The organism is Streptomyces sp. NBC_00310 (assembly GCF_036208085.1).
Classification (GTDB): domain Bacteria; phylum Actinomycetota; class Actinomycetes; order Streptomycetales; family Streptomycetaceae; genus Streptomyces.
Genome location: NZ_CP130714.1, coordinates 381,723 through 401,177, shown reverse-complemented (window position 1 = coordinate 401,177; position 19,455 = coordinate 381,723). Strand labels below are relative to the sequence as shown.

The following is a 19,455-nucleotide window of genomic DNA, read 5'->3' as shown; positions in this document are numbered from 1 at the left end:
CTCAACGGATCAGGGAACTCCCAGGCCGCTCAGCGCCTGCATGGCCTCGCGCTCGATGCGTGAAAGATCGAGAAGAACCGTGCCGGCCTCCTGGAGGCACTGTTCCTCGCCCGATTCGCCGGCCTTCTTGATCAGCGCTGCCACTTCCGTCCACAGGGTGGCTGCCTCGGCGTACAACGTGTGACCGGTACGCAAGTGGCCGCTGTCGAGCACTGCGCCGCATTCGGCGAGGAAGTCGCGGTAGAGGTTGCGGAACAGGGCGCCGCCGGTGCCGGCCTTCTCCATCAGCAGGGCGGCCTGCGGCAGATCCCGGCCCGGGTTGTCGGTGCGCTGAAGCCAGGTGCGTACGAGCTTGGCGGCCTTCTCGATGCCCCGGTGGCCCAGGTTGGCGATGGGCGGGTCGAGGAAGGCGTCGGCGCAGGCGGTGATGGCCGGAACGATGCGGTCCCGTGGGGAGGGCGGGCTTCCTGGTGGTGTGGTGAGGGTGAACGAGCGGTGCCTGGCGCTCATCGGACCGCGTGCGGCTCTGGCCCGGGCGAGGCCGGCCAGGCTGGTGGTCACGGCTCCACCTTGCTGGTCGGTGTCCACCAGGTAGGCGTCGTGGTCGTCGTAGCCGTACAGGGCGACGACATGACCGCCGAAGTGCACCTTCGATCCGAAGTAGTCCAGGTGGTAGCTGTCGAGCTGCAGTCCGACCGGACGGCCGGCGTCGATCGGGGCCGTCACGTTCTCCCAAGCCCTGCGAGGCGAGCCGGTCTCCTTGACCAGCAGTTCCAAGCCGAGTCCGGCGGCCAGATTTCTGGTGAGGTCGAATGGCTTGACCCGCCCTCCGAGGAAGGGGAAGGCCATGTTCTTGCTGTCCCAGTAGATGAAGGACAGGCCCGAGCCGAGACCGAAGAGCATGGGCTCGGACAGATCGAGCCCTTGGTGGCGCAGCAGCACCCCCAGGGCAGTCGTCTCGCAGTGCTGCGTACCGCGAGGCTCGATGTCTCTCACGTGGGTCATGCCGCGCTCTCCTGGACAGGGACGATCGGCCGGGTCATCGGTTTGGGGCGCAGAGGCCGATACGCAGGGTCTCGGCCACGGTCCTCCGGGCGGAGCACCTTCCGCCGACCGCTTCAGCATCTTCGGTGAGGAGTCCGTCGCGCACGCCATCGAGGAAACTTCTCCCACCGCGGGAGAGTTCATCGCCGTCCCCAAGGGCTGCGAGGCCGCCCTGGTTCCGGGACCGGTCCGTCCGCTACCCGACGGGACGGGACAGGCGCTTCACTTCCTGGGCGGCCTCGCGTGCTGCCTGTTCGGCCCGGGACACGCCGTCAGCCGCCGCCTCGTACCGTTTCTGCGCTTCCCGCTGTTCCTGGTCCGCCTGTTGAAGGTCCTCGCGTGCCTGCCGCAGCCGCCGCTCGGCGGCGGACACCTCTCGTCCGGCCTGGTCGTGCCGGTCACGTGCCCGTTTCAGCAGCGCGTCGGCGTCCGCTCGCGCGGTGCGCAGCTCACGCAGCCGTCGGTCGGCGGCCCGGGCCGCTTCGCGGGCCTGACCGAGTCGCTCCTGCTTCCGGCGGCGTTGCTCGGCGACCTCGTCCTTTCCGCGAGTCCGTGCGGCAGGTGGCCTGTCAGCCGCTCGAACCTGCTCTCGGGGTGTGTCGGGCGTCGCGGCCGTACGACTGGGAAAGTCCGTCGGCGGGGTGAGGGCGCTCTCCAGACGGCCGGTGGCCCACCGGTCGGCCGCTTCCTGGTCGGCGAGCACGGCACGCAGCGTGGCCTCGACGTCTCGCTGCATCGTGTCCGACAGCCGGTGGCCTGCCTCGACGGCGAGCTCGGCGGCCTGGCGGGACATTGCGGCGACGATGCTCCGGCGCTGCTCGGACAGCTCCTTGACCCCGTCGGCATCCAGACTCCGGTAGGCGTCGCGCAGCGCCCGTCCCAACTCCAGGAACCGCCGGCTCTCCTCCGGCTGGGAGCGCAGCAGCAGATTCGCTGCCCAGGCCGCGAGCGAGGGACGACGGGCCGCGTGAATCCGGCGTGCGTCCTCCACGCGTCCGGCGGCTTTGGCCTCGGCCGCCATGTCCTCGCGGCGGGCGACGAATTCGGGCGGCGGCGTGGCGTAGAGCTCGTTCAGAGCCCTTTCCATGTCGTGGCCGTCACTGTCTCGCGCACCTTTACGCCGCATGATCATCAGATTGGCTCGGGCCGCGCCCCCGCGCACCTCGGGGCCGAACCCCGTCTCTTCACGGCGCCCTACGATGGCCCGCTCTCCGGGTCGGCCGACGGCCCCTCCGGGACCTCGGGCGAGCTTGCTGCCGGGCAGCCCCACTTCACCGTGCACACGGCCGACGCGTCGCACGCGGTGCGCCCGGAACGCCCTGTCCAGGTCGCCGAGCCCATCCGTTCCTTCGCCGCCGGCCCGGGCCTGCCTGCCCTCATGACGCGCCGATGCCTGCGCTGAACAGCCGTCGCACGCCCGTGTGTGCCCCTCGAACGCCGCACGCCCGTGTGTGCCCCCGAACGCCGCACGCCCGTGCCGCCGCACGCCCTGTGCGTCGCCGGCCGTTCGCGCACCCGCAACCGCCGGGCCTCCTGGAAGAGACGGTCGGTGTGGTCGGACAGTACGCCGCCCAGGAGCAGCTCCGGGGTGTAGAAGGACCGTGCGGCGGCCGCCACCTGCCGTGCGGACAGGGCGATTCGACAAGCGCCGTGCGAACCCTGCGACGAACCCGGAGCCCGGCAGCAGCCCGGAGGGCGACCACCTCACCGTGCAGCACCGGGCCGTCCGCCCCGGAGCTGACCCCGCTCCCCAGGACCTCGCCGGTACGGGTGTCGACGATCACCGCGCCGAACGGCCACTCGGGGTTCCGCCGAGCCTGAAGGCACCCGCGCCAAGCTGAAACGACTGGGCAAACTCGGCATCCTCACCGAGGCCGACGCCGGCGACTTCGCCAGGAAGCAATAGCCGACAGAACCCCCACCAGCAACCTTGCCCCCACCTCAGCCAGAAACGGACATCGACTGATGAAGCGCCCACTCACATGCCTCGTCGGCCAGATCGGCGACATACACGGGCGCTTACAACCGGATCTCACCGAAACCGAAGGTGCCGCCGGTACAGCCGAGATCTGAACCGATACCAGGAATCAGGCCGCGACGAGCTCCTGCTCGCTCATGCGCTCCGGGTGTCGCATGGGCATCTGCTACGGCTGCGTTGCGACATCCGGCCGGAGTCCCCTGCCGGGCTACCAGGACGCCAGTGAGCCATCCGTGTTGCGCCAGACCGGGTTGCGCCAGCGGTGGCCGCGTTCGGCGGCGGCCCGGACCGCGTCCTCGTCGATGGTGATGCCGAGACCGGGTGCGGTCGGGCGGTCGATGTAGCCGTCGCGGAACGTGAAGGGCGTGGTGTCGGCGAGGTAGTCCAGCAGTCCGCTGCTGTCGCCGTAGCCGATGCCCAGCGCCTGTTCCTGGATGAGGAAGTTGGGGATCGCGAAGTCGAGCTGCAGACTGGCCGCGAGGGCGATCGGGCCGAGCGGGCAGTGCGGTGCCACCAGGACGTCGTACGCCTCGGCCATCGCGGCGATCCGGCGGCTCTCGGAGATTCCGCCGGCGTGGCTGATGTCGGGCTGGGCCACGGCGATGCCGTCGGAGAGCACCGAGCGGAAGTCCCAGCGGGAGTACAGCCGTTCGCCGGTGGCGATGGGGATGGAGGTGGAGCGCACCACGGCGCCGAGGTCCTGGGAGAACTCCGGAAGCACGGGCTCTTCGACGAAGAGCGGCAGGAGCGGCTCGAGGTGGGGCAGCACGCGGCGGGACATCGCCCCACTGAACCGGCCGTGGAAGTCCAGCGCCAGGTCGCGCTCCGGCCCGATGGCATCGCGAACCGCGGCCACTCCGTCCACGATGGCGTTGATCGCGGCGGGGGCGGCGAGTGGCTCCAGCTGGCCGCAGGGGTTCAGCTTGACCGCCGTCATGCCCTTGGCGACCTGCTCGGCGGCCGACTCGGCCAGCTCCTCGGGGGTTTCGCCGCCGACCCAGCCGTAGACGCGGACCCGGTCGCGCACGTGGCCGCCGAGGAGCTGGTGGACCGGGACGCCGTGTGCCTTGCCCGCGATGTCCCACAACGCCTGGTCGATTCCGGCCAGGGCGCTGTTCAGGACGACTCCGCCGCGGTAGAAGCCGCTCTTGGCGAGCACCTGCCAGTGCTCCTCGATGCGGGCGGGGTCCTGGCCGAGCAGGTAGTCGAACATCTCCTCGACGCAGCGGGCGACGGTGTGGGCCTTGCCCTCGACTATGGGCTCACCCCAGCCGGAGATTCCCTCGTCGGTGTCGACGCGCAGGAAGAGCCAGCGCGGTTCGACGAGGAAGAGTTCGTATCCAGTGATCTTCATGGGCTGGACCTCCGGGTCCTGTGCTGTGTATGGCCCGGTGTGGGCCGAGGCTCGGTGGGTGGTGGGTGGTGGGTGGATCGGTCGTGGCCGAAAGCGAGCGCGGGGAACTGCCTGCTCGCGGGGACGGAAGGGGCGTTGGTACGGGGGAGGGGCTTGCCGTCCGGGGGGAGGCGCGGGAAAGCAGGGGAAGGGGCAGGGCGCATCGGCCGACGCCCGACGCCCTATTCCTGGGAGCTGATGCTGCGGCCACCGTCCACGAGCAGGTTCTGGCCGGTGATGAAGGAGGCGTCGTCGGAGGCGAGGAACGCCACGGCGGCGGCGATGTCCTCGGGGGCACCGAGCCTGCCGACCGGCGTGCGCGCGACGGTCTGCGCCTTGTACTCCGGGGGTGTACCGGCCCACAGGGCGGTCAGCACGGCCCCGGGCAGGACGGAGTTGAACCGGATCCGCCCCCCGTACTCGACGGCCAACTGCCTTACGAGGGCGTCGATTCCGCCCTTGGCCGCCGCGTAGGCGGGGAAGCCCTTGAAGCCGATGGCCGCGTGCACGGACGAGGTGATCACCACCGCGCCGCCGGCCGTCCTGAGGAGGGGAACCCCGGCCCGGACGCCGTAGAACACGGAGTCGAGGCAGAGCCGCAACTGGTCGTGCCAGGACGCGTCGTCGAGTTCGTGTGCCGCTCCGTGCAGGTTGCGGCCCACGTTGAGGTGGAGCACGTCGAGGCGCCCGGTCCAGGACTCGGCCTCGGCGACGGCCGCGGCCCACTGACCCGGGGAGGTCACGTCGAGGGGCCGGTCCCGTGCCCGCCCGCCCCCCGTGCGGATGTCCTCGGCCACGCGCTGGGCGGCCTCGGCGTCCACGTCGGTGACGAGGACGGACGCCCCCTCGGCCGCCAGCCGCCGGGCGGTGGCCGCCCCGATGCCGGAGCCGGCCCCGGTGAGCAGGGCCGTACGGCCGGTGAAACGTGCCGGTGCGGCGGCGACGGTCATGGCGTTCCTCCTGGTTCTGCCGGTCCGGCCGTGGAGCCACGCAGCACCAGCCGCGGCTCGGTCGGTACGACGACGTCTCCCACCGGCCTGTTCTCGATGGTGGCCACCAGGGCGTCCACGGCAGCGGTCCCCAGTTCGTACAGGGGCATCGCGACGGTGGTCAGCGGGGGATGGAGATGCGCGGCCACGGGCAGGTCGTCGTTGCCGACCACGGAGACGTCCTCCGGGATCCGGAGGCCGAGGTTTCTGATCGCGGCCATGGCGCCTATCGCCTGGGCGAGCGAGCTGGTGTAGAGGGCGGTGACCGGCGGGTGCGCACTGCCGGCGGCGGGACGCAGCAGTTCCCGCGCGGCCGAGCCGCCGCCGTCCTCGGTGAAGTCCCCGGACGCCACCGGAGCGGCGTCCAGCCCCAGGGCGTCCGCGTGGCGCAGGAACGCTTCTTTGCGGACCTCGCTGGGTGTGATCCCGGCGGGACCCGCGATGTGGCCGACCCTGCGGTGGCCGAGCCCGTGCAGGTGGTCGAGCGCGGTCACGCTGGAGCGGGCGACGTCCATGGTGACGTTGCGGCCGGACCCCTCCACGGCGCGGTTGAGGAAGACGTGGGGGACCGGGCTGTGGTTCAGGGTGTCCAGCAGGGGGTGGCCGGGGCGGGCGGAGGCGATGAGCAGTCCGTCGACCCTGCCCTCCTGCACCAGGTCGTTGAAGGAGTCGTCGGCCTCCTGCCCGTCGAAGTCCTCCGCCAGCAGGGAGAGATAGCCCAGCTCGCGGGCCCGCTGATAGGCGCCGCGGGCGATGGTGACGTACGTGGGGTTGCCGAGGGCGGGGATCAGCAGGGCCAGTGCGTGGGTGCTGGCGCCGGCCAGGGCACGGGCCCCGGAGTGGGGGCGGTAGCCGAGTGTCTCGGCGGCCTCGTGGACGCGGCGGCGCGTCTCCGGCCGTACGGACAGGTCCTGTCGGCCGTTGAGCACCTTGGACACGGTGGCCTTGGAGACCCCGGCCGCGTGTGCCACATCCACGAGCCTGGCCCTGACGGGCTGTTCCGGCACGTGCTCCCCCTCCCATTAGACGTCGCCCGGGTCCACTGGTGCGGGCCGAGAGTGACTTGTTCGTAGCTCTTGACACTTCCTGGAAACGCAACTTAACGTTCGCGAAAGTTTCAGTCAACCGGTTTCCCCAGACGGAAATAAGCGGTAAATCTATGCAGAGCCCTTTAAACCGGCCATAGAGACACTGCTAGCTATCGGCCAAATCTGACGCGGAGTCAGCTGGCCGAAGGTGCCCCGAGCTCACCGCCGACGCGACCACCGTCGCACCCGCGGTCCGCTGGATCGGTGCGCGCACTCGTCCACGCCGACGGATGCGCCGCGACCAGGGCATCAACACCACTGCCGAGCGAGCCGGTACTCCACCGGCCGCCGTGCCTCTCTGTTCGCTCGTTGCGGCAACCCCTCATGCCGCAATGGGCCCCCTCGTACATCCCGTAGCCGCGTACGTCCGCCACGAAAGGCCCATCAGCATGCCCATGTCAAAGATGACATCCCTTGACAGACGCCGCTTCCTCGCCGTCTCCGCCGGAACCGCGCTCGCCGCGACCGGTCTGTCCGCCTGCGCCGGCTCCGTCGACAACGGCACGAACGGCTCGGGGAGCGGCAAGACGACGCTCACCGTGATGACGGTCGAGAACGAGTGGGACAAGAAGGGCCTCAAGGCCGCCGAAGAGGCGCTTGGGATGGACCTCAACGTCATCATCTGGGACGCCACCAAGCTCAACGCCATGCTCGCCGCCAAGAATCCGCCGGACGTCGTCCGCGGCTTCGGCGCGACCGAGACCCCGTACTTCGCCGCCCGCGGCCTGATGACTGACCTGGACCCGTACTTCGCCAAGAGTTCGGTGCTGAAGCCCTCCGACCTCGACCCGGTCAACGACGTGTGGCGCTACGACGGCAAGAAGCAGGGCGCGGGCCCGCGCTACGGCATGGCCAAGGACTACTCCCAGGACTCCATGTTCTGGTACCGCACCGACCTGTTCGAGGCCGCCAAGCTGGACGTGCCCGGCGCGACCGACCCGATCTCCTACGACGAGTGGCTCGACCTGGGCAAGAAGCTGGTCAAGCGCCGCCTGGGCAAGGTCAAGGTGTACGGCCTGAACGCCACCGGCATGGGAGTCTTCCCCCAGCTCATGGGCATGACCGCCTCCGCCGGCGGCAGTCTGTTCGCCGAGGACCTGGCCACGGTGGACTTCTCCTCCCCGGAGGCGCTGAAGGCCCTGCGGTGGTACCTGGACTACGCCAAGGCCGACATCGGCCCGAGCGTCGTGAACCCCAACCCGGACGGCTGGGACGGCCCCACCTACCAGGCCAACCGGATGGCGATGAGCTGCAACGGCTACTGGTTCGGCGGATTGATCGGCGCCGATCCCAAGCTCGCCGAGGTCTCCCGCTTCGCGCCCGCCCCGCAGCTCGGTGGCAACCGCGTCAGCTCCTGCTTCGGCGCCACCGGCTTCTGGATCCCCAGGGACGCCAAGAACAAGGACGCGGCCTGGAAGTTCTTCGAGTGGTACTTCGCCGGCAAGCCCGCCCAGGACCGGGCGGCCAGCGGATGGGGCATACCGTCCCTGAAGTCGCTGCGCCCGAACATGCCGCAGACCAACGCCTTCCAGAAGCAGGCGTTCCAGGTGCAGGAACAGGAGCTGCCGCACTTCTCGGTGCTCAGCTTCACCCCTTACGCCCAGCAGGCCGCCCTGGAGGGCGTGCTGAACAAGGTGCTGCCGGGCGCCGTGAAGTCCGGCACGTCCGCCGGCAAGGTCGCCGATCAGCTCAACTCCCGGATGAACGAGGCGCTCGCCCAGGGCAAGGAACTCGTGGGATGAGCACCGAACAGATCACCGCGCCGGGCGCGCCGTCCCCTTCCGGGGGGACGGCCGCCCGGCCCGGGCCCCGCACCCGCGCGCACGCCGGTCGCGGGCCCCGCTCGCTGACCACCCGGCGGGCCTGGGCCTTCTACGTGTTCGCCGCACCCTGGGTGCTGGGCTTCCTGGCCCTGACGGCGTTCCCGCTCGGCTACGCGTTGTGGCTGAGTCTGACCAACGCCGACGGGCTGTCGCAGAACTCCCGCTTCGTCGGTCTGGAAAACTACCGGGAGGTCCTGACCGACCCGGAGACGATGTCCTCCCTGGCCCGCACCGGCGTCTTCGTCGCGATCACCGTGCCGCTGTCCATCGCCGCGGGGCTGCTGCTGGCGGTGCTGGTCAACCAGCCGATCCGGGCCCGCGGGCTGTTCCGCACCCTGCTGTACCTGCCCGCGATCGTCCCGCCGGTGGGTGCCGCTCTCACCTTCAAGCTGATCTTCGACCGGGACTCGGGCGCGGCCAACGGTGTCCTGGACGCCCTGCACGTCAACGGTGTGAGCTGGCTGATGGACCCCTACGCCCGCTGGGTCCTGGTCACCCTGACCCTGTGGGGCGCCGGCAACACCATGATCATCTCACTGGCGGGGCTCCAGGACATTCCCAAGGAGCTGCACGAGGCCGCCCGTGTGGACGGGGCGAACGCCTGGCAGTCCTTTACCAAAATCACCGTGCCGATGCTCTCCCCGGTGCTGTTCTTCCAGGTCATCACGGGCATCATCGCCGCCGTGCAGAGTTTCCTGCCGCTGCTGATCTCCCTCGACCCCACCCCCAGGGGCGTCACGTCCGTCCCCGAGAGCAACTACCTGTTCATGATCAACGTGTTCGCCCAGTACTTCGCCAACGGCCGTTACGGATACGCCTCCGCGATGCTCTGGCTGCTGTTCCTGATCATCGTCGCGATCACCTTCCTCGTCTTCAGACTCAGCAAGGGCGCGGTCTTCTACTCCGTCGACCCGGAGGCGGCCAAGCCGTCCAGACAGCGCACGATCGGAGGCAAGTGATGGTGTTCCCTCGTAGAAGCGCCGTCTACATGCTGCTCGTCGGCGCCCTCGTCCTCTTCCTCGGCCCGTTCGGCTGGCTGCTGAACACCGCCCTGAAGAACCCCTCCGAGCTGCGCGCGCTGCCGGTCCACTGGTGGCCGCACGACCCCAGCCTGAACAACTTCTATGACGCGCTGACCCAGATCGACTACCTCGGCTACGCCCGCAACTCCCTGACGATCGCCACCGTCTACGCCCTGCTGGTCACGCTGGCCTCCGCGTGGGCGGGTTATGGATTCGCCCGCCTCGACGCGCCCGGCAAGCGGCTGATCTTCTCCGTGCTCCTGTCGACGATGATGCTGCCGCAGGTTCTCACCCTCATCCCGACCTACCTGCTGTTCGCCAAGATGCACCTCACCAACACCTATGTGCCGTGGGTGCTGTGGGGCCTGTGCGGAGCCCCGTACCTGATCTTCCTGTTCCGGCAGTTCTTCTCGAACATGCCCAAGGAACTGGAGGAGGCCGCGATCGTGGACGGCTGCGGGCAGATCCGCATCTTCTGGCGCATCTTCCTGCCACAGTCCTGGCCGGTCATCGCCACCAGCCTGATCCTGTCCTTCAGCTGGACCTGGGGCGACTACATCGCGCCCGCCCTGCTGCTGGACGACGCCCACACCACGCTCGCGGTCAAGCTCGCCTACGGCTACGTCAACGAGCACGGTGCCCCGCTGGGGAACCTGGTCGCCGCAGGCGCGGTGATGTACGTCGTCCCGGTGCTGGCGTTGTTCCTGATCGTGCAGCGGGGCTTCGTCGCGGGTGCCGCCACCTCCGGACTCAAGTGACCCCACGTTCACCAACTCACCTTCAGGCAAAGGAACTTCGCATGACGCACACCCAGGGAGCTCTCACGTCCCCCGCGGCGGTGGGGTCATGACGGAGCGTCCCGCCCTCACCCCGCAGCTCGGCCGGACCCGGGTCATGGCCATCCTCAGGTCGGCCGACGCCTCCGGGCTGCCCGCCGTGGCCCGGGCCCTCGCCTCCGGCGGCGTCACCTGCCTGGAGGTCACCCTCACCACCGCAGGAGCGCTCGACGCGCTGGCCCGCATCCGGGCGGAACTCGGCCCCGACGTAGCGGTCGGCGCGGGCACCGTGATCACCGGCGACCAGGCCAGGGACGCCCTGGCGGCGGGAGCGGAGTTCCTGGTCGCCCCCGTCGTGGACACCGAAGTCGTCCGGAACGCGGTGGACCGGGGTGTCCCGTGCTACCCGGGGGCCTGGACACCGACGGAGGTGTCACAGGCGTGGCGGGCCGGCGCCGCCGCCGTCAAGGTGTTCCCCGCGAGCACGGGCGGCCCCGCTCACCTGCGCCAACTGCGAGCGCCCCTGCCCGACATCCCACTCCTCGCCGTCGGCGGCGTCGGCATCGACGAGGCGCGGGACTACCTGGACGCGGGCGCCTGTGCGGTCGGAATCGGCTCCCCGCTGCTGCGCGGGACGGACCAGGACCCGACTCCGCAGGCACTGGGCGCCCTCACCACGAGGGCGCGCACCCTGCTGGACGCGGTAGGGACCACCGCACGGGCCGGGGAGGCGAACGCGTGAGCATATCCGCACCCCCGCCCGGCGAGCCCTACCTCGTCACCCTCGGCGACGTGCTCGCCGTCATGGCGGCCCGGGCCCCCGGCCCGTTCGCGCTCGGCACCACGCTGCGCCTGGGCATCGCCGGCGCGGAGTCCAACGTCGCCATCGGGGTCAGCCGGCTCGGCGGATCCGCGACCTGGATCGGCCGGGTGGGCGACGACGAACTCGGCGAACTCGTCCTGCGGGAACTACAGGCCGAAGGGGTCACCACCGTCGCCGCGCGCGACGCCGCCCCCACATCCCTGCTGCTCAAGGAGCGTCGCACCTCCACCCGGAGCCGTACGCGCTACTACCGCACCCACACCGCCGGCGCGCGGCTCACCGCCGACGACATTCCCGAGCACGTCGTCGCGGGGGCGGCGGTCCTCCACATCACGGGCATCACCCCGGCGCTCGGTGAGGGCCCCGCCCAGGCCGTGACCCGGGCCGTGGACATCGCCGCCGACGCCGGCGTGACCATCTCCCTGGACGTCAACTTCCGCTCGCTGCTGTGGAGTGAGGCCGAGGCCCGGCGCACCCTGCTGCCTCTGCTGCGCAGGAGCGACCTGGTCTTCGCCGGACCGCACGAGGCCGGGCTCGTGGTGCCCGGTGCCGAAGGACCGGAGGAACTCGCCCAGGGCATCTGCGACCTCGGACCCGACGGAGCCGTGATCAAGATCGGTGCCGACGGGGCGTACGCCCTCCTCGACGGACGGCCCCACCGGCAGCCCGCCGTACCGGTCCAGGTCCACGACTCGGTGGGCGCGGGAGACGCGTTCGCCGCCGGCTACCTGGCCGAACTGCTCGCGGGGGAGCCCCCGCAGCGGCGGCTGAGGACGGCGGCCCTGCTCGGCGCCTTCGCGGTGAGCACCGCCGGCGACTGGGAGGGCCTGCCCCGGCGCTCCGAACTGGGACTGCTCGACCACCACGACGACATCGTCCGCTGACACCTCCTTCCGCCCCGGCACAGCGACTCTCAGGACCACCCATGCCCACAAGCCCCTCCACCGGCGCGATCCCCTTCCTCACCGGCTCCTACACACCGGACTCCGGCGGGGACGGCCCCGGCATCGCCGCCCTGCTCCTCGACCCCGCCACCGGCCGCATGACGTACGACGACCAGGTGAAGCCGCTGCCCGTCAGCGGAGCCTCCTTCCTGGCCGCTCACCCGTCGCTCGACGTCGTCTACAGCACGAACGAGACCGGGGCGGGCACCGTCAGCGCCGTCGCCCGCGACCGAGACGGCACCCTGTCCCCGCTGGGCGACCCGGTGAGCGGCGGCGGGGCGAACCCGTGCCACCTCACCGTCCACCCGGGCGGTGAGTGGCTGCTGACCGCGAACTACGGCAGCGACACCGCGCCGGGCACCGTCGCGGTGCACCGGCTCGGCGCGGACGGACGCCTGTTGGAACCGACCGACCTCGTCGTCCATCAGGGCTCGGGCCCGGTCACCGGACGCCAGGAGGGAAGCCACGCCCATCAGGTCCTCCTCGACCCCGCGGGCCGTTTCCTGCTGGTGACCGACCTGGGGGCGGACGCGGTGTTCACGTACCGGCTGGACACCCGCACCGGCACCCTGGAGCGGGTCGCGGTGAATCCGACGCGCGCCGGATCCGGCCCCCGCCACCTCGCCTTCGCCCCCGGCGGTGACCTGGTGTTCAGCGCCGACGAGCTGTCCTCGACCGTCACCTGCCACCGCTACGACGCCACCGACGGCACCCTGACGGCCGTCTCCTCCGCTCCTGCCACGACAGCCCACGACGTCGTCAACCAGCCCGCCGGAATCGTGGCCTCGCCCTGCGGACGCTTCGTGTGGGTGAGCAACCGGGGCGCCGACACGGTCGCCGCGTTCCGCCTCACCGGCACCACCCTGGAACCGGTCGGCGAGGTCCCCGCCGGCGGCACATGGCCCCGCGGCCTGACCCTGGCGGCCGGCCACCTGCTCGTCGCCAACCAGCACAGCGGCACCCTCGCCGCCCTGCGGGTCCTGGACGACGGCACCCTCACCCGGCCCCACCCGCCGGTCTCCGCCCCCTCGGTGGTCTGCGCGCTGGCGCTCTGATCCCCCTCTCCCGTCGCCCCCCTCCCGCCCTCCTTCTTCCTTGTCACACCTGAAAGGCAGTCATGTCCCAGCCCGGCACCACGCCCGCCGCCCGCTTCACCCTCGATCCGGCCTTCGCGGTCGGCAGTGTCAACCCACGTGTGTTCGGATCGTTCGTCGAGCACATGGGGCGCTGCGTCTACACCGGCATCTACGAGCCCGGCCATCCCACCGCCGACGCGGACGGACTGCGCCAGGACGTCCTGGAGCTGGTCCGTGAGCTCGGTGTGACCACCGTCCGCTACCCCGGCGGCAACTTCGTCTCCGGCTACCGCTGGGAGGACAGCGTGGGCCCGCGCGAGGAGCGGCCGGCCCGGCTGGACCTGGCCTGGAAGTCCACCGAGACCAACCAGTTCGGCCTGGGCGAGTTCATGGACTTCTGCGGTAGGACGGGCATGGAGCCCATGATGGCCGTCAACCTCGGCACACGAGGCGTGGAGGACGCGGTACGGCTGCTGGAGTACGCGAACCACCCCGGCGGCACCGAGCTGTCCGACCGCCGAGCCGCCCACGGCGACAAGGAGCCGTACGGCATCCGGATGTGGTGCCTGGGCAACGAGATGGACGGCCCCTGGCAGACCGGCCACAAGACACCCGAGGAGTACGGCCGCCTCGCCGCCGAGACCGCCCGTGCCATGCGGCAGGTCGACCCCGGTCTGGAACTGGTCGCCTGCGGCAGCTCCAGCTCCTCCATGCCGACCTTCGCCTCCTGGGAGTCGACCGTCCTCCAGGCCACTTACGACCTCGTGGACTACGTATCCCTGCACGCCTACTACGAGGAGATCGACGGCGACCGGGACTCCTTCCTGGCCTCCGCCGTCGACATGGAGCACTTCATCGAGTCGGTCGTCGCCACCTGCGACCACGTGCGCGCCCGCCTCAAGGCGAAGAAGCACATCAACCTCTCCTTCGACGAGTGGAACGTCTGGTACCAGAAGCGGCCCAACCCGCACGCCGTGGAAGAGTGGCAGCAGGCGCCGCGCCTGCTGGAGGACGTCTACACCGTCACCGACGCCGTGGTCTTCGGCTCGCTGATGATCGCCCTGCTGCGGCATGCCGACCGGGTCACCGCGGCATCCCTCGCGCAGCTCGTCAACGTCATCGCGCCGATCATGACCGAGCCGGGCGGCCCGGCGTGGCGGCAGACCACGTTCTACCCCTTCGCCCAGGCGTCGGCGTACGGACGTGGCCGGGTGCTGCGCGTCGAGGTGGACAGCCCGACGTACCCGACCGCCCGTTTCGGTGACGTACCGCTGCTGCACGCCACCGCGGTCACCGACGACGAGACGGGCGCCGTCACCGTCTTCGCCGTCAACCGCGGCCAGACGCGGGCCCTGCCGCTGACGATCGACCTGAGCGGCGTCGAGGCCCTCACCCTCGCGGAGCACCTGGTCCTGGCGGACAACGACCCGGAGGCCACCAACACCGCGGACAGGCCCGACCGCGTCACCCCGCACACCGCCACCGGCACCACCGTCGGCGACGGCGTCCTCCACGCCGAACTCGAACCGATGTCCTGGAACATGATCCGCCTGACGCGCCGTCAGGACTGAGGGAAACACCGATGACAGCCATTGACCGCCCCCTGTTCCGCGACCCCATTCACGACGGCGCGACCGACCCCACCGTCGTCTTCAACCGGCACGCCGGCGAGTGGTGGATGTTCTACACGAGCCGCCGCGCCGACGCGCCACCGATGAACGACGTGAGCTGGGTCCACGGGACCGACCTCGGGATCGCGTCCTCCGCGGACGGCGGGGCCACCTGGCTGTACCGGGGAACCGCCGAGGGGCTCGACATCGAGCCAGGGCGCCACACCTACTGGGCGCCCGAGATCGTCGACGACGGAACCGAGTACCACATGTTCGTCAGCGTGATCCGCGGGGTCCCGACCCAGTGGGCGGGCCACACGCGCGTGATCCGTCACTACACGAGCCACGACCTCTTCTCGTGGACCTACCGTTCCACCTTGCCGCTCTCGTCCGAGAGGGTGATCGACGCCTGCGTCCTGCGGCTCCCCACAGGCGGCTACCGCATGTGGTACAAGGACGAGGCCGATCACGCGCACACCTACGCGGCGGACAGCGACGATCTGGCACGGTGGACCGTCCGGGGGCCTGCCGTCGAGTGCTCGAATCACGAGGGCGCGAACGTCTTCGAGCTCGGCGGCAGTTACTGGATGCTCGTCGACGAATGGCATGGACAGCGGGTTCTTCACTCCCGGGACCTGGAGACATGGGAACCGCGAGGACTCGTCCTCGACCGTTCCGGCCAGGGCCCGGACGACGGGGGATACGGCTACCACGCCGACGTCGTCACCAGCGAACTCGGCGCCTACGTCTTCTATTTCACGCACCCGGGGCGGTCCGACGACGGCGCCGTACACCGCAGCGACGACAACGACCGCCGGAGCTCGATCCAGGTCGCCCGCCTGCGGGTGAGCGGAGACACTCTCGTGTGCGACCGCGACGAAGCCCTTGAGGCACCCATCCTTCCTCTCGAAGGGCCGGTCCGGTGACCGGGATTCGAAAGGCGACGAAGGGGGCCCGTCGCACGGGGAGGGTCCCGTTCGTCGGCGTGCTCCTGCTCGTCCCCGCGCTCCTGCTCGTCACCGCCTGCCAGGCCGAAGAACGACCGGCCGGCTCCGGGGTGACCCTGCTCGACGGGAACCGGATCGCCGTCTCCGGGCCGACCCTCATATCGGCCCTCCCCGTCGACGACCAGGGAAACGTCGGAGCAGCGCACGCGCGGAGCCAGATCCCGTCGCTCAAGAGCGTGGCGCTGCAGTACCCCGACGTAAGGGTCCTCATCGCCGACTCCGACGGCCGCACGACCGACGGCGCGCTGAAGAACTTCGCGGCGAACTGGTCCATCCCGCCCGGCCTCGTGGTCGCCGCGGACTCGGCCTCCGCCGGCACCCGGCTGTCCATGGACGGACAGCTCCACACACTCCTGATCGGCGCCGACGGACACGTGGCCGCCGATTGGGCGAACCAGCCCGCTCCGACGCAGGCGATCGTCGCCGCGCTCCGCAAGAGCACGGCGAGCCCAACCACCCAACCCGACAATGTTGTACGGGGAGAGGCACCATGAGACATGTCACCGACATAAGACGCTTCATCGCAGGCCTGGTCGTCACCATGCTGCTCGCCTGCGCCGCGGTAGTGCTCACGCCGGCCGTCCAGGCCCACGCGGCGGGCACCTCCTACTACGTGGACTGCTCGGCGGCGACTAACGGGACCGGCACCTCCGGCTCGCCATGGAACTCGTTGGCCGGCCCGAACGCGAAGACCTTCGCCCCGGGGGACCAGCTGCTGCTGAAGAGAGGAACAACCTGCACCGGAACCCTGCACCCGCTGGGCTCGGGCAGCGCGGCAGACGGATCGATCTCCATCGACGCCTACGGCACGGGCGCCCTGCCGATCATCGCCGGAGGCGGCGGCACGGACGCGATCTACCTGCACAACCAGGAGTACTGGGAGATCTCCAACCTGGAGGTGACCAACACCGGTGCCGTGAAGGGCGCGAACGCGCGGCGCGGTGTCTACGTGGTGCTCGAGAACTACGGCACCGGCAACCACTACAAGATCAGCAACCTCAACATCCACGACGTGAACGGAAACAACTCGAAGGAAGTCGACGGCAGCGCGGGCATCCTCTTCTCCGTTCTCGGGACCACGACACCCAGCGCCTTCAACGACGTCGTCATCGACGGCAACACCGTCGCCGACATCGCCCGCAGCGGTATCAACATGTCCAGCACATGGCTGTGCCGGCCGTCCATCGGATGCAACAACCCCGCCTGGACCCCCTGGACGGGTGTCGTCGTCAGGAACAACACCGTCCATGACACGGACGGCGACGGCATCGTGGTGCAGATGTCGAAGGACGCCCTCATCGAGCACAACGTGGTCTACAACGCGGCGAAGGCCCCCAACGCGGCGAACGCCGGCATCTGGGCCTGGGACTCCGACGGGACCGTGATCCAGTACAACGAGGCGTACGGGACCAAGAAGCTCACCGGGAACCCCGACGGCCAGGGCTTCGACGTCGACTACGGGCAGGACGGCACGATCGTCCAGTACAACTACAGCCACGACAACGAGGGAGGGTTCCTCCTCTTCTGCGGCTGCGGCGGAGGGTCACGCCTCAGCAGCAACGCCGTGGTCCGCTACAACGTCAGCGAGGACGACCGCCTCCGCGTCGTCAACATGCTCGGCTCCCAGGACTCCACGTTCTACAACAACACCATCTACGTCCCCTCCGGGTCCACCGCGAACATCTTCGAGGTCTCCGGCGCCTGGAACGACCTGACGCTCGCCAACAACCTCATCTACAACCTGGGCAGCGGCGGCTACGTCTACACCAGCGGTCAGCCGGCCTCGAACTTCGCCTGGCGGAACAACCTCTTCTACGGCAACCACCCGGCGAGTGAGCCGACCGGCAACGGGAACATCACCGCGGATCCCCTGCTGGTCTCGCCCGGCAGCGGCGGCACGGGCATCGACTCCGTCGACGGCTACCAGCTGACCGCAAGCTCCCCGGCCATCGGCGCGGGAGTCGTCATGCCCGACAACGGCGGCAAGGACTACTGGGGATCACCTGTTCCCGCGGTCTGCGCACCCGACATCGGCGCCGACCAGTTCAGCACGCCGTCCGACGCGACCTGCCTCGCGAACGAGAACCTCGGCTTCGAGAAGGGATCGCTCACGGCGTGGAGCGCGTGGAACTCCGCCTCGGTGGTGAACTCGGGCGCCCACAGCGGAACTTACGCGGTCCGGGTCGGCCCGTCGCCCGCCTCCGTGGAGAACTACGTCCCCGTCGCGCCCCGGACGACGTACCGTGTCTCCGGCTGGGTGAAGTCCGCCGTCGCGGGTGAGGTCATGAACATCGGCGTCAAGAACACCGGTGGCCTGGAAACGGTGGCGAGCGCCAGCGGCACCGCGTGGACGTTCGTCTCCGCCGACTTCACCACCGGCGCGGCGAACAGCACGGTGCGCCTGTACTGCTACAAGAGCTCGGGCAGCGGCAACGGCTACTGCGACGACCTCGCCGTCACCCCCGTCAAGAACCACGTCATCAACGGCAACTTCGAGTCCGGCCACACCGTGCCCTGGCGCAACGGTGACTTCTCGCTCACGGGCACGTCGTCCAACGGCAACGCCGCCGGACTGACGAACTCGTCCCTGAGCGGTGGCACCCTGTGGCAACTCGTCTACACGCTCAAGCCGAACACCACCTACCGGCTGAGCGGCTCGATCGCGAGTCAGACCGCCGGCACCACAACTGCACTGGAGGCCAAGCTCTACAACGGCTCCGCCGTCACGAGTGCCTCGACCACGTCGAGCACCTACTCGAAGCAGTCGACGACCTTCACGACAGGGGCAGGTGTGAACACCGCTCGCATCTACTGCCACCTCGTCTCCGGAACCGGCGACGGCTACTGCGACGAGGTCACCCTGACCGAGCAGTGATCGACGACGCCCGCGGCCGGTGACACCGGCCAGGGCCGACCCGGTGAGCGTGGGCGTGCCCGGCTGATCACGGACCGAGTCCGTGCGGGACGCCCACGCTCTCCGCCTGATTCCCCACGCCGGCCCCTCGCGCGACTCGTTCAAGGGAGAGATGTACTGATCATGGAAACGTCACCACGTCAGGAATAGCCCGACCCGCACGGAACCGCCCGCCCCGGAGCGCTGTCCCGGCGTGGAATCCTCAAGGGAGCGGCGGTCACGGTGGGGGCCGCCTCGCTGGGCCTCGTCGGCGCCGGAGAGGCCGCCGCGGCCGACGCCGCCATGACCGCCACGTCGCCGGACGGCAGCAACAAGATCACGGTCTCGCTGGTCGGCGGAGCACTCTCCTGGTCGGTCAAGCGGGCCGGCACGACGGTCGTCGACACCTCGGTGCTCGGACTCGCGATGAGCGACGGCACCACGCTGGGCACCGCCGACACCGTGATGACGACCTACCAGCACTGGACCCAGGACAGCCCTGGACCCCGGTGTACGGCCGCAACGCGACGATCAGCGACCGCTACCAGGAGATGCGCTGGAAACTGCAGGACAGCGGCAGCGGCGTCACCTTCGGCATCCAGATACGGGCCTACAACAGTGGAGTCGCGCTGCGCTACACGCTGCTCGACACGGGCAAGGCCACCATCTCGGATGAGCTGACCAGCTTCGTGTTCCCCGGCGGAACCCTGGTCCACAGCGCCCGGGACGAGAACGCGTACAGCGCCGTCGCACCGGACGCGATCCCCTCCACCGGCACGTCCGGCACCGACGTCGGCCCGCTGACCGACATGCCGCTGCTGGTCACCCTGGCCGGCGGGCTGCGCGCCTGCACCTGTGAGTCCTCCCGGGTGAACTACCCGCGAGGGATGCTCACCTCGGTCTCCGGGCAGAGCAACACACTCAAGGCGTACCTGATGAAGAAGACCGCCCGGGGCAGCGGCACGGTGCAGACCACCTCGACCGTCACC

General features: G+C 70.0%; 16 protein-coding genes and 2 pseudogenes. 12 read left to right on the top strand and 6 right to left on the bottom strand.

What is annotated here, in order from left to right:
• Nucleotides 1–9: 9 nt before the first annotated feature.
• From OG202_RS01575 to OG202_RS01555, 6 genes are all read right to left on the bottom strand, one after another.
• A complete protein-coding gene (locus tag OG202_RS01575; RefSeq protein ID WP_327731838.1) occupies nt 10–1,005 on the bottom strand; it encodes a BtrH N-terminal domain-containing protein in 996 nt (331 codons plus the stop codon).
• Between the two features lie 235 nt (nt 1,006–1,240).
• Nucleotides 1,241–2,131, bottom strand: a complete 891-nt coding sequence (locus tag OG202_RS01570) for a hypothetical protein (protein WP_327731840.1) — start codon at nt 2,129–2,131, stop codon at nt 1,241–1,243.
• Nucleotides 2,132–2,420: 289 nt separating this feature from the next.
• Entirely contained in the window at nt 2,421–2,828 is a 408-nt protein-coding gene (locus OG202_RS46310) for a hypothetical protein (RefSeq protein WP_405892244.1), read from the bottom strand.
• Between the two features lie 402 nt (nt 2,829–3,230).
• A complete protein-coding gene (gene dgoD, locus OG202_RS01565; protein WP_326573464.1) occupies nt 3,231–4,376 on the bottom strand; it encodes a galactonate dehydratase in 1,146 nt (381 codons plus the stop codon).
• Nucleotides 4,377–4,597: 221 nt separating this feature from the next.
• Nucleotides 4,598–5,365 (bottom strand): SDR family NAD(P)-dependent oxidoreductase, encoded by a 768-nt coding sequence (locus OG202_RS01560; RefSeq protein ID WP_327731842.1) that lies wholly within the window; start codon nt 5,363–5,365, stop codon nt 4,598–4,600.
• Nucleotides 5,362–6,411: a LacI family DNA-binding transcriptional regulator gene (locus tag OG202_RS01555; RefSeq protein WP_327731843.1), complete on the bottom strand. Its 1,050-nt coding sequence runs from the start codon at nt 6,409–6,411 to the stop codon at nt 5,362–5,364. The genes OG202_RS01560 and OG202_RS01555 overlap by 4 nt, the downstream gene beginning before the upstream one ends.
• Before the next feature lie 485 nt (nt 6,412–6,896).
• Between OG202_RS01555 and OG202_RS01550 the strand changes: the two genes are divergently transcribed.
• The 12 genes and pseudogenes from OG202_RS01550 to OG202_RS01495 all read left to right on the top strand — a co-directional run.
• Entirely contained in the window at nt 6,897–8,234 is a 1,338-nt protein-coding gene (locus tag OG202_RS01550) for an extracellular solute-binding protein (RefSeq protein WP_327731845.1), read from the top strand.
• On the top strand, nt 8,231–9,274 hold the full coding sequence (locus tag OG202_RS01545; RefSeq protein WP_328222190.1) for a carbohydrate ABC transporter permease: 1,044 nt from the start codon (nt 8,231–8,233) through the stop codon (nt 9,272–9,274). The genes OG202_RS01550 and OG202_RS01545 overlap by 4 nt, the downstream gene beginning before the upstream one ends.
• Nucleotides 9,274–10,095: a carbohydrate ABC transporter permease gene (locus tag OG202_RS01540; RefSeq protein ID WP_326585472.1), complete on the top strand. Its 822-nt coding sequence runs from the start codon at nt 9,274–9,276 to the stop codon at nt 10,093–10,095. Before OG202_RS01545 ends, OG202_RS01540 begins: the two co-directional genes overlap by 1 nt.
• 88 nt (nt 10,096–10,183) lie before the next feature.
• Nucleotides 10,184–10,855 carry a bifunctional 4-hydroxy-2-oxoglutarate aldolase/2-dehydro-3-deoxy-phosphogluconate aldolase gene (locus tag OG202_RS01535; protein ID WP_328222189.1) on the top strand — a complete coding sequence of 224 codons (672 nt, stop codon included), beginning with the start codon at nt 10,184–10,186 and terminating at the stop codon, nt 10,853–10,855.
• Nucleotides 10,852–11,820 (top strand): sugar kinase, encoded by a 969-nt coding sequence (locus tag OG202_RS01530; RefSeq protein WP_327731848.1) that lies wholly within the window; start codon nt 10,852–10,854, stop codon nt 11,818–11,820. Before OG202_RS01535 ends, OG202_RS01530 begins: the two co-directional genes overlap by 4 nt.
• 41 nt (nt 11,821–11,861) lie before the next feature.
• Nucleotides 11,862–12,935: a lactonase family protein gene (locus tag OG202_RS01525; RefSeq protein ID WP_328222188.1), complete on the top strand. Its 1,074-nt coding sequence runs from the start codon at nt 11,862–11,864 to the stop codon at nt 12,933–12,935.
• A gap of 62 nt (nt 12,936–12,997) precedes the next feature.
• Nucleotides 12,998–14,527 carry an arabinosylfuranosidase ArfA gene (gene arfA, locus OG202_RS01520; protein ID WP_327731850.1) on the top strand — a complete coding sequence of 510 codons (1,530 nt, stop codon included), beginning with the start codon at nt 12,998–13,000 and terminating at the stop codon, nt 14,525–14,527.
• A gap of 11 nt (nt 14,528–14,538) precedes the next feature.
• Nucleotides 14,539–15,492, top strand: a complete 954-nt coding sequence (locus tag OG202_RS01515) for a glycosyl hydrolase (protein ID WP_328222187.1) — start codon at nt 14,539–14,541, stop codon at nt 15,490–15,492.
• Nucleotides 15,489–16,067: a TlpA family protein disulfide reductase gene (locus OG202_RS01510; RefSeq protein ID WP_327731852.1), complete on the top strand. Its 579-nt coding sequence runs from the start codon at nt 15,489–15,491 to the stop codon at nt 16,065–16,067. The genes OG202_RS01515 and OG202_RS01510 overlap by 4 nt, the downstream gene beginning before the upstream one ends.
• The gene (locus tag OG202_RS01505; protein WP_328222186.1) at nt 16,064–18,448 is read left to right on the top strand and encodes a carbohydrate binding domain-containing protein; all 2,385 of its coding nucleotides are present in this window, start codon (nt 16,064–16,066) and stop codon (nt 18,446–18,448) included. The genes OG202_RS01510 and OG202_RS01505 overlap by 4 nt, the downstream gene beginning before the upstream one ends.
• A 321-nt stretch (nt 18,449–18,769) precedes the next feature.
• A pseudogene (locus OG202_RS01500) lies at nt 18,770–18,865 on the top strand (hypothetical protein); the annotation flags it as partial.
• Between the two features lie 152 nt (nt 18,866–19,017).
• Nucleotides 19,018–19,422, top strand: a pseudogene (locus tag OG202_RS01495) (glycoside hydrolase family 97 N-terminal domain-containing protein); the annotation flags it as partial.
• Nucleotides 19,423–19,455 lie beyond the last annotated feature (33 nt).

Coding starts and splice junctions, on each gene's coding strand:
- OG202_RS01575 (WP_327731838.1), bottom strand. CDS start 1,005: ATGACCCACGTGAGAGACATCGAGCCTCGCGGTACGCAGCACTGCGAG.
- OG202_RS01570 (WP_327731840.1), bottom strand. CDS start 2,131: ATGGAAAGGGCTCTGAACGAGCTCTACGCCACGCCGCCGCCCGAATTC.
- dgoD (WP_326573464.1), bottom strand. CDS start 4,376: ATGAAGATCACTGGATACGAACTCTTCCTCGTCGAACCGCGCTGGCTC.
- OG202_RS01560 (WP_327731842.1), bottom strand. CDS start 5,365: ATGACCGTCGCCGCCGCACCGGCACGTTTCACCGGCCGTACGGCCCTG.
- OG202_RS01550 (WP_327731845.1), top strand. CDS start 6,897: ATGACATCCCTTGACAGACGCCGCTTCCTCGCCGTCTCCGCCGGAACC.
- OG202_RS01545 (WP_328222190.1), top strand. CDS start 8,231: ATGAGCACCGAACAGATCACCGCGCCGGGCGCGCCGTCCCCTTCCGGG.
- OG202_RS01540 (WP_326585472.1), top strand. CDS start 9,274: ATGGTGTTCCCTCGTAGAAGCGCCGTCTACATGCTGCTCGTCGGCGCC.
- OG202_RS01535 (WP_328222189.1), top strand. CDS start 10,184: ATGACGGAGCGTCCCGCCCTCACCCCGCAGCTCGGCCGGACCCGGGTC.
- OG202_RS01525 (WP_328222188.1), top strand. CDS start 11,862: ATGCCCACAAGCCCCTCCACCGGCGCGATCCCCTTCCTCACCGGCTCC.
- arfA (WP_327731850.1), top strand. CDS start 12,998: ATGTCCCAGCCCGGCACCACGCCCGCCGCCCGCTTCACCCTCGATCCG.
- OG202_RS01515 (WP_328222187.1), top strand. CDS start 14,539: ATGACAGCCATTGACCGCCCCCTGTTCCGCGACCCCATTCACGACGGC.
- OG202_RS01505 (WP_328222186.1), top strand. CDS start 16,064: ATGAGACATGTCACCGACATAAGACGCTTCATCGCAGGCCTGGTCGTC.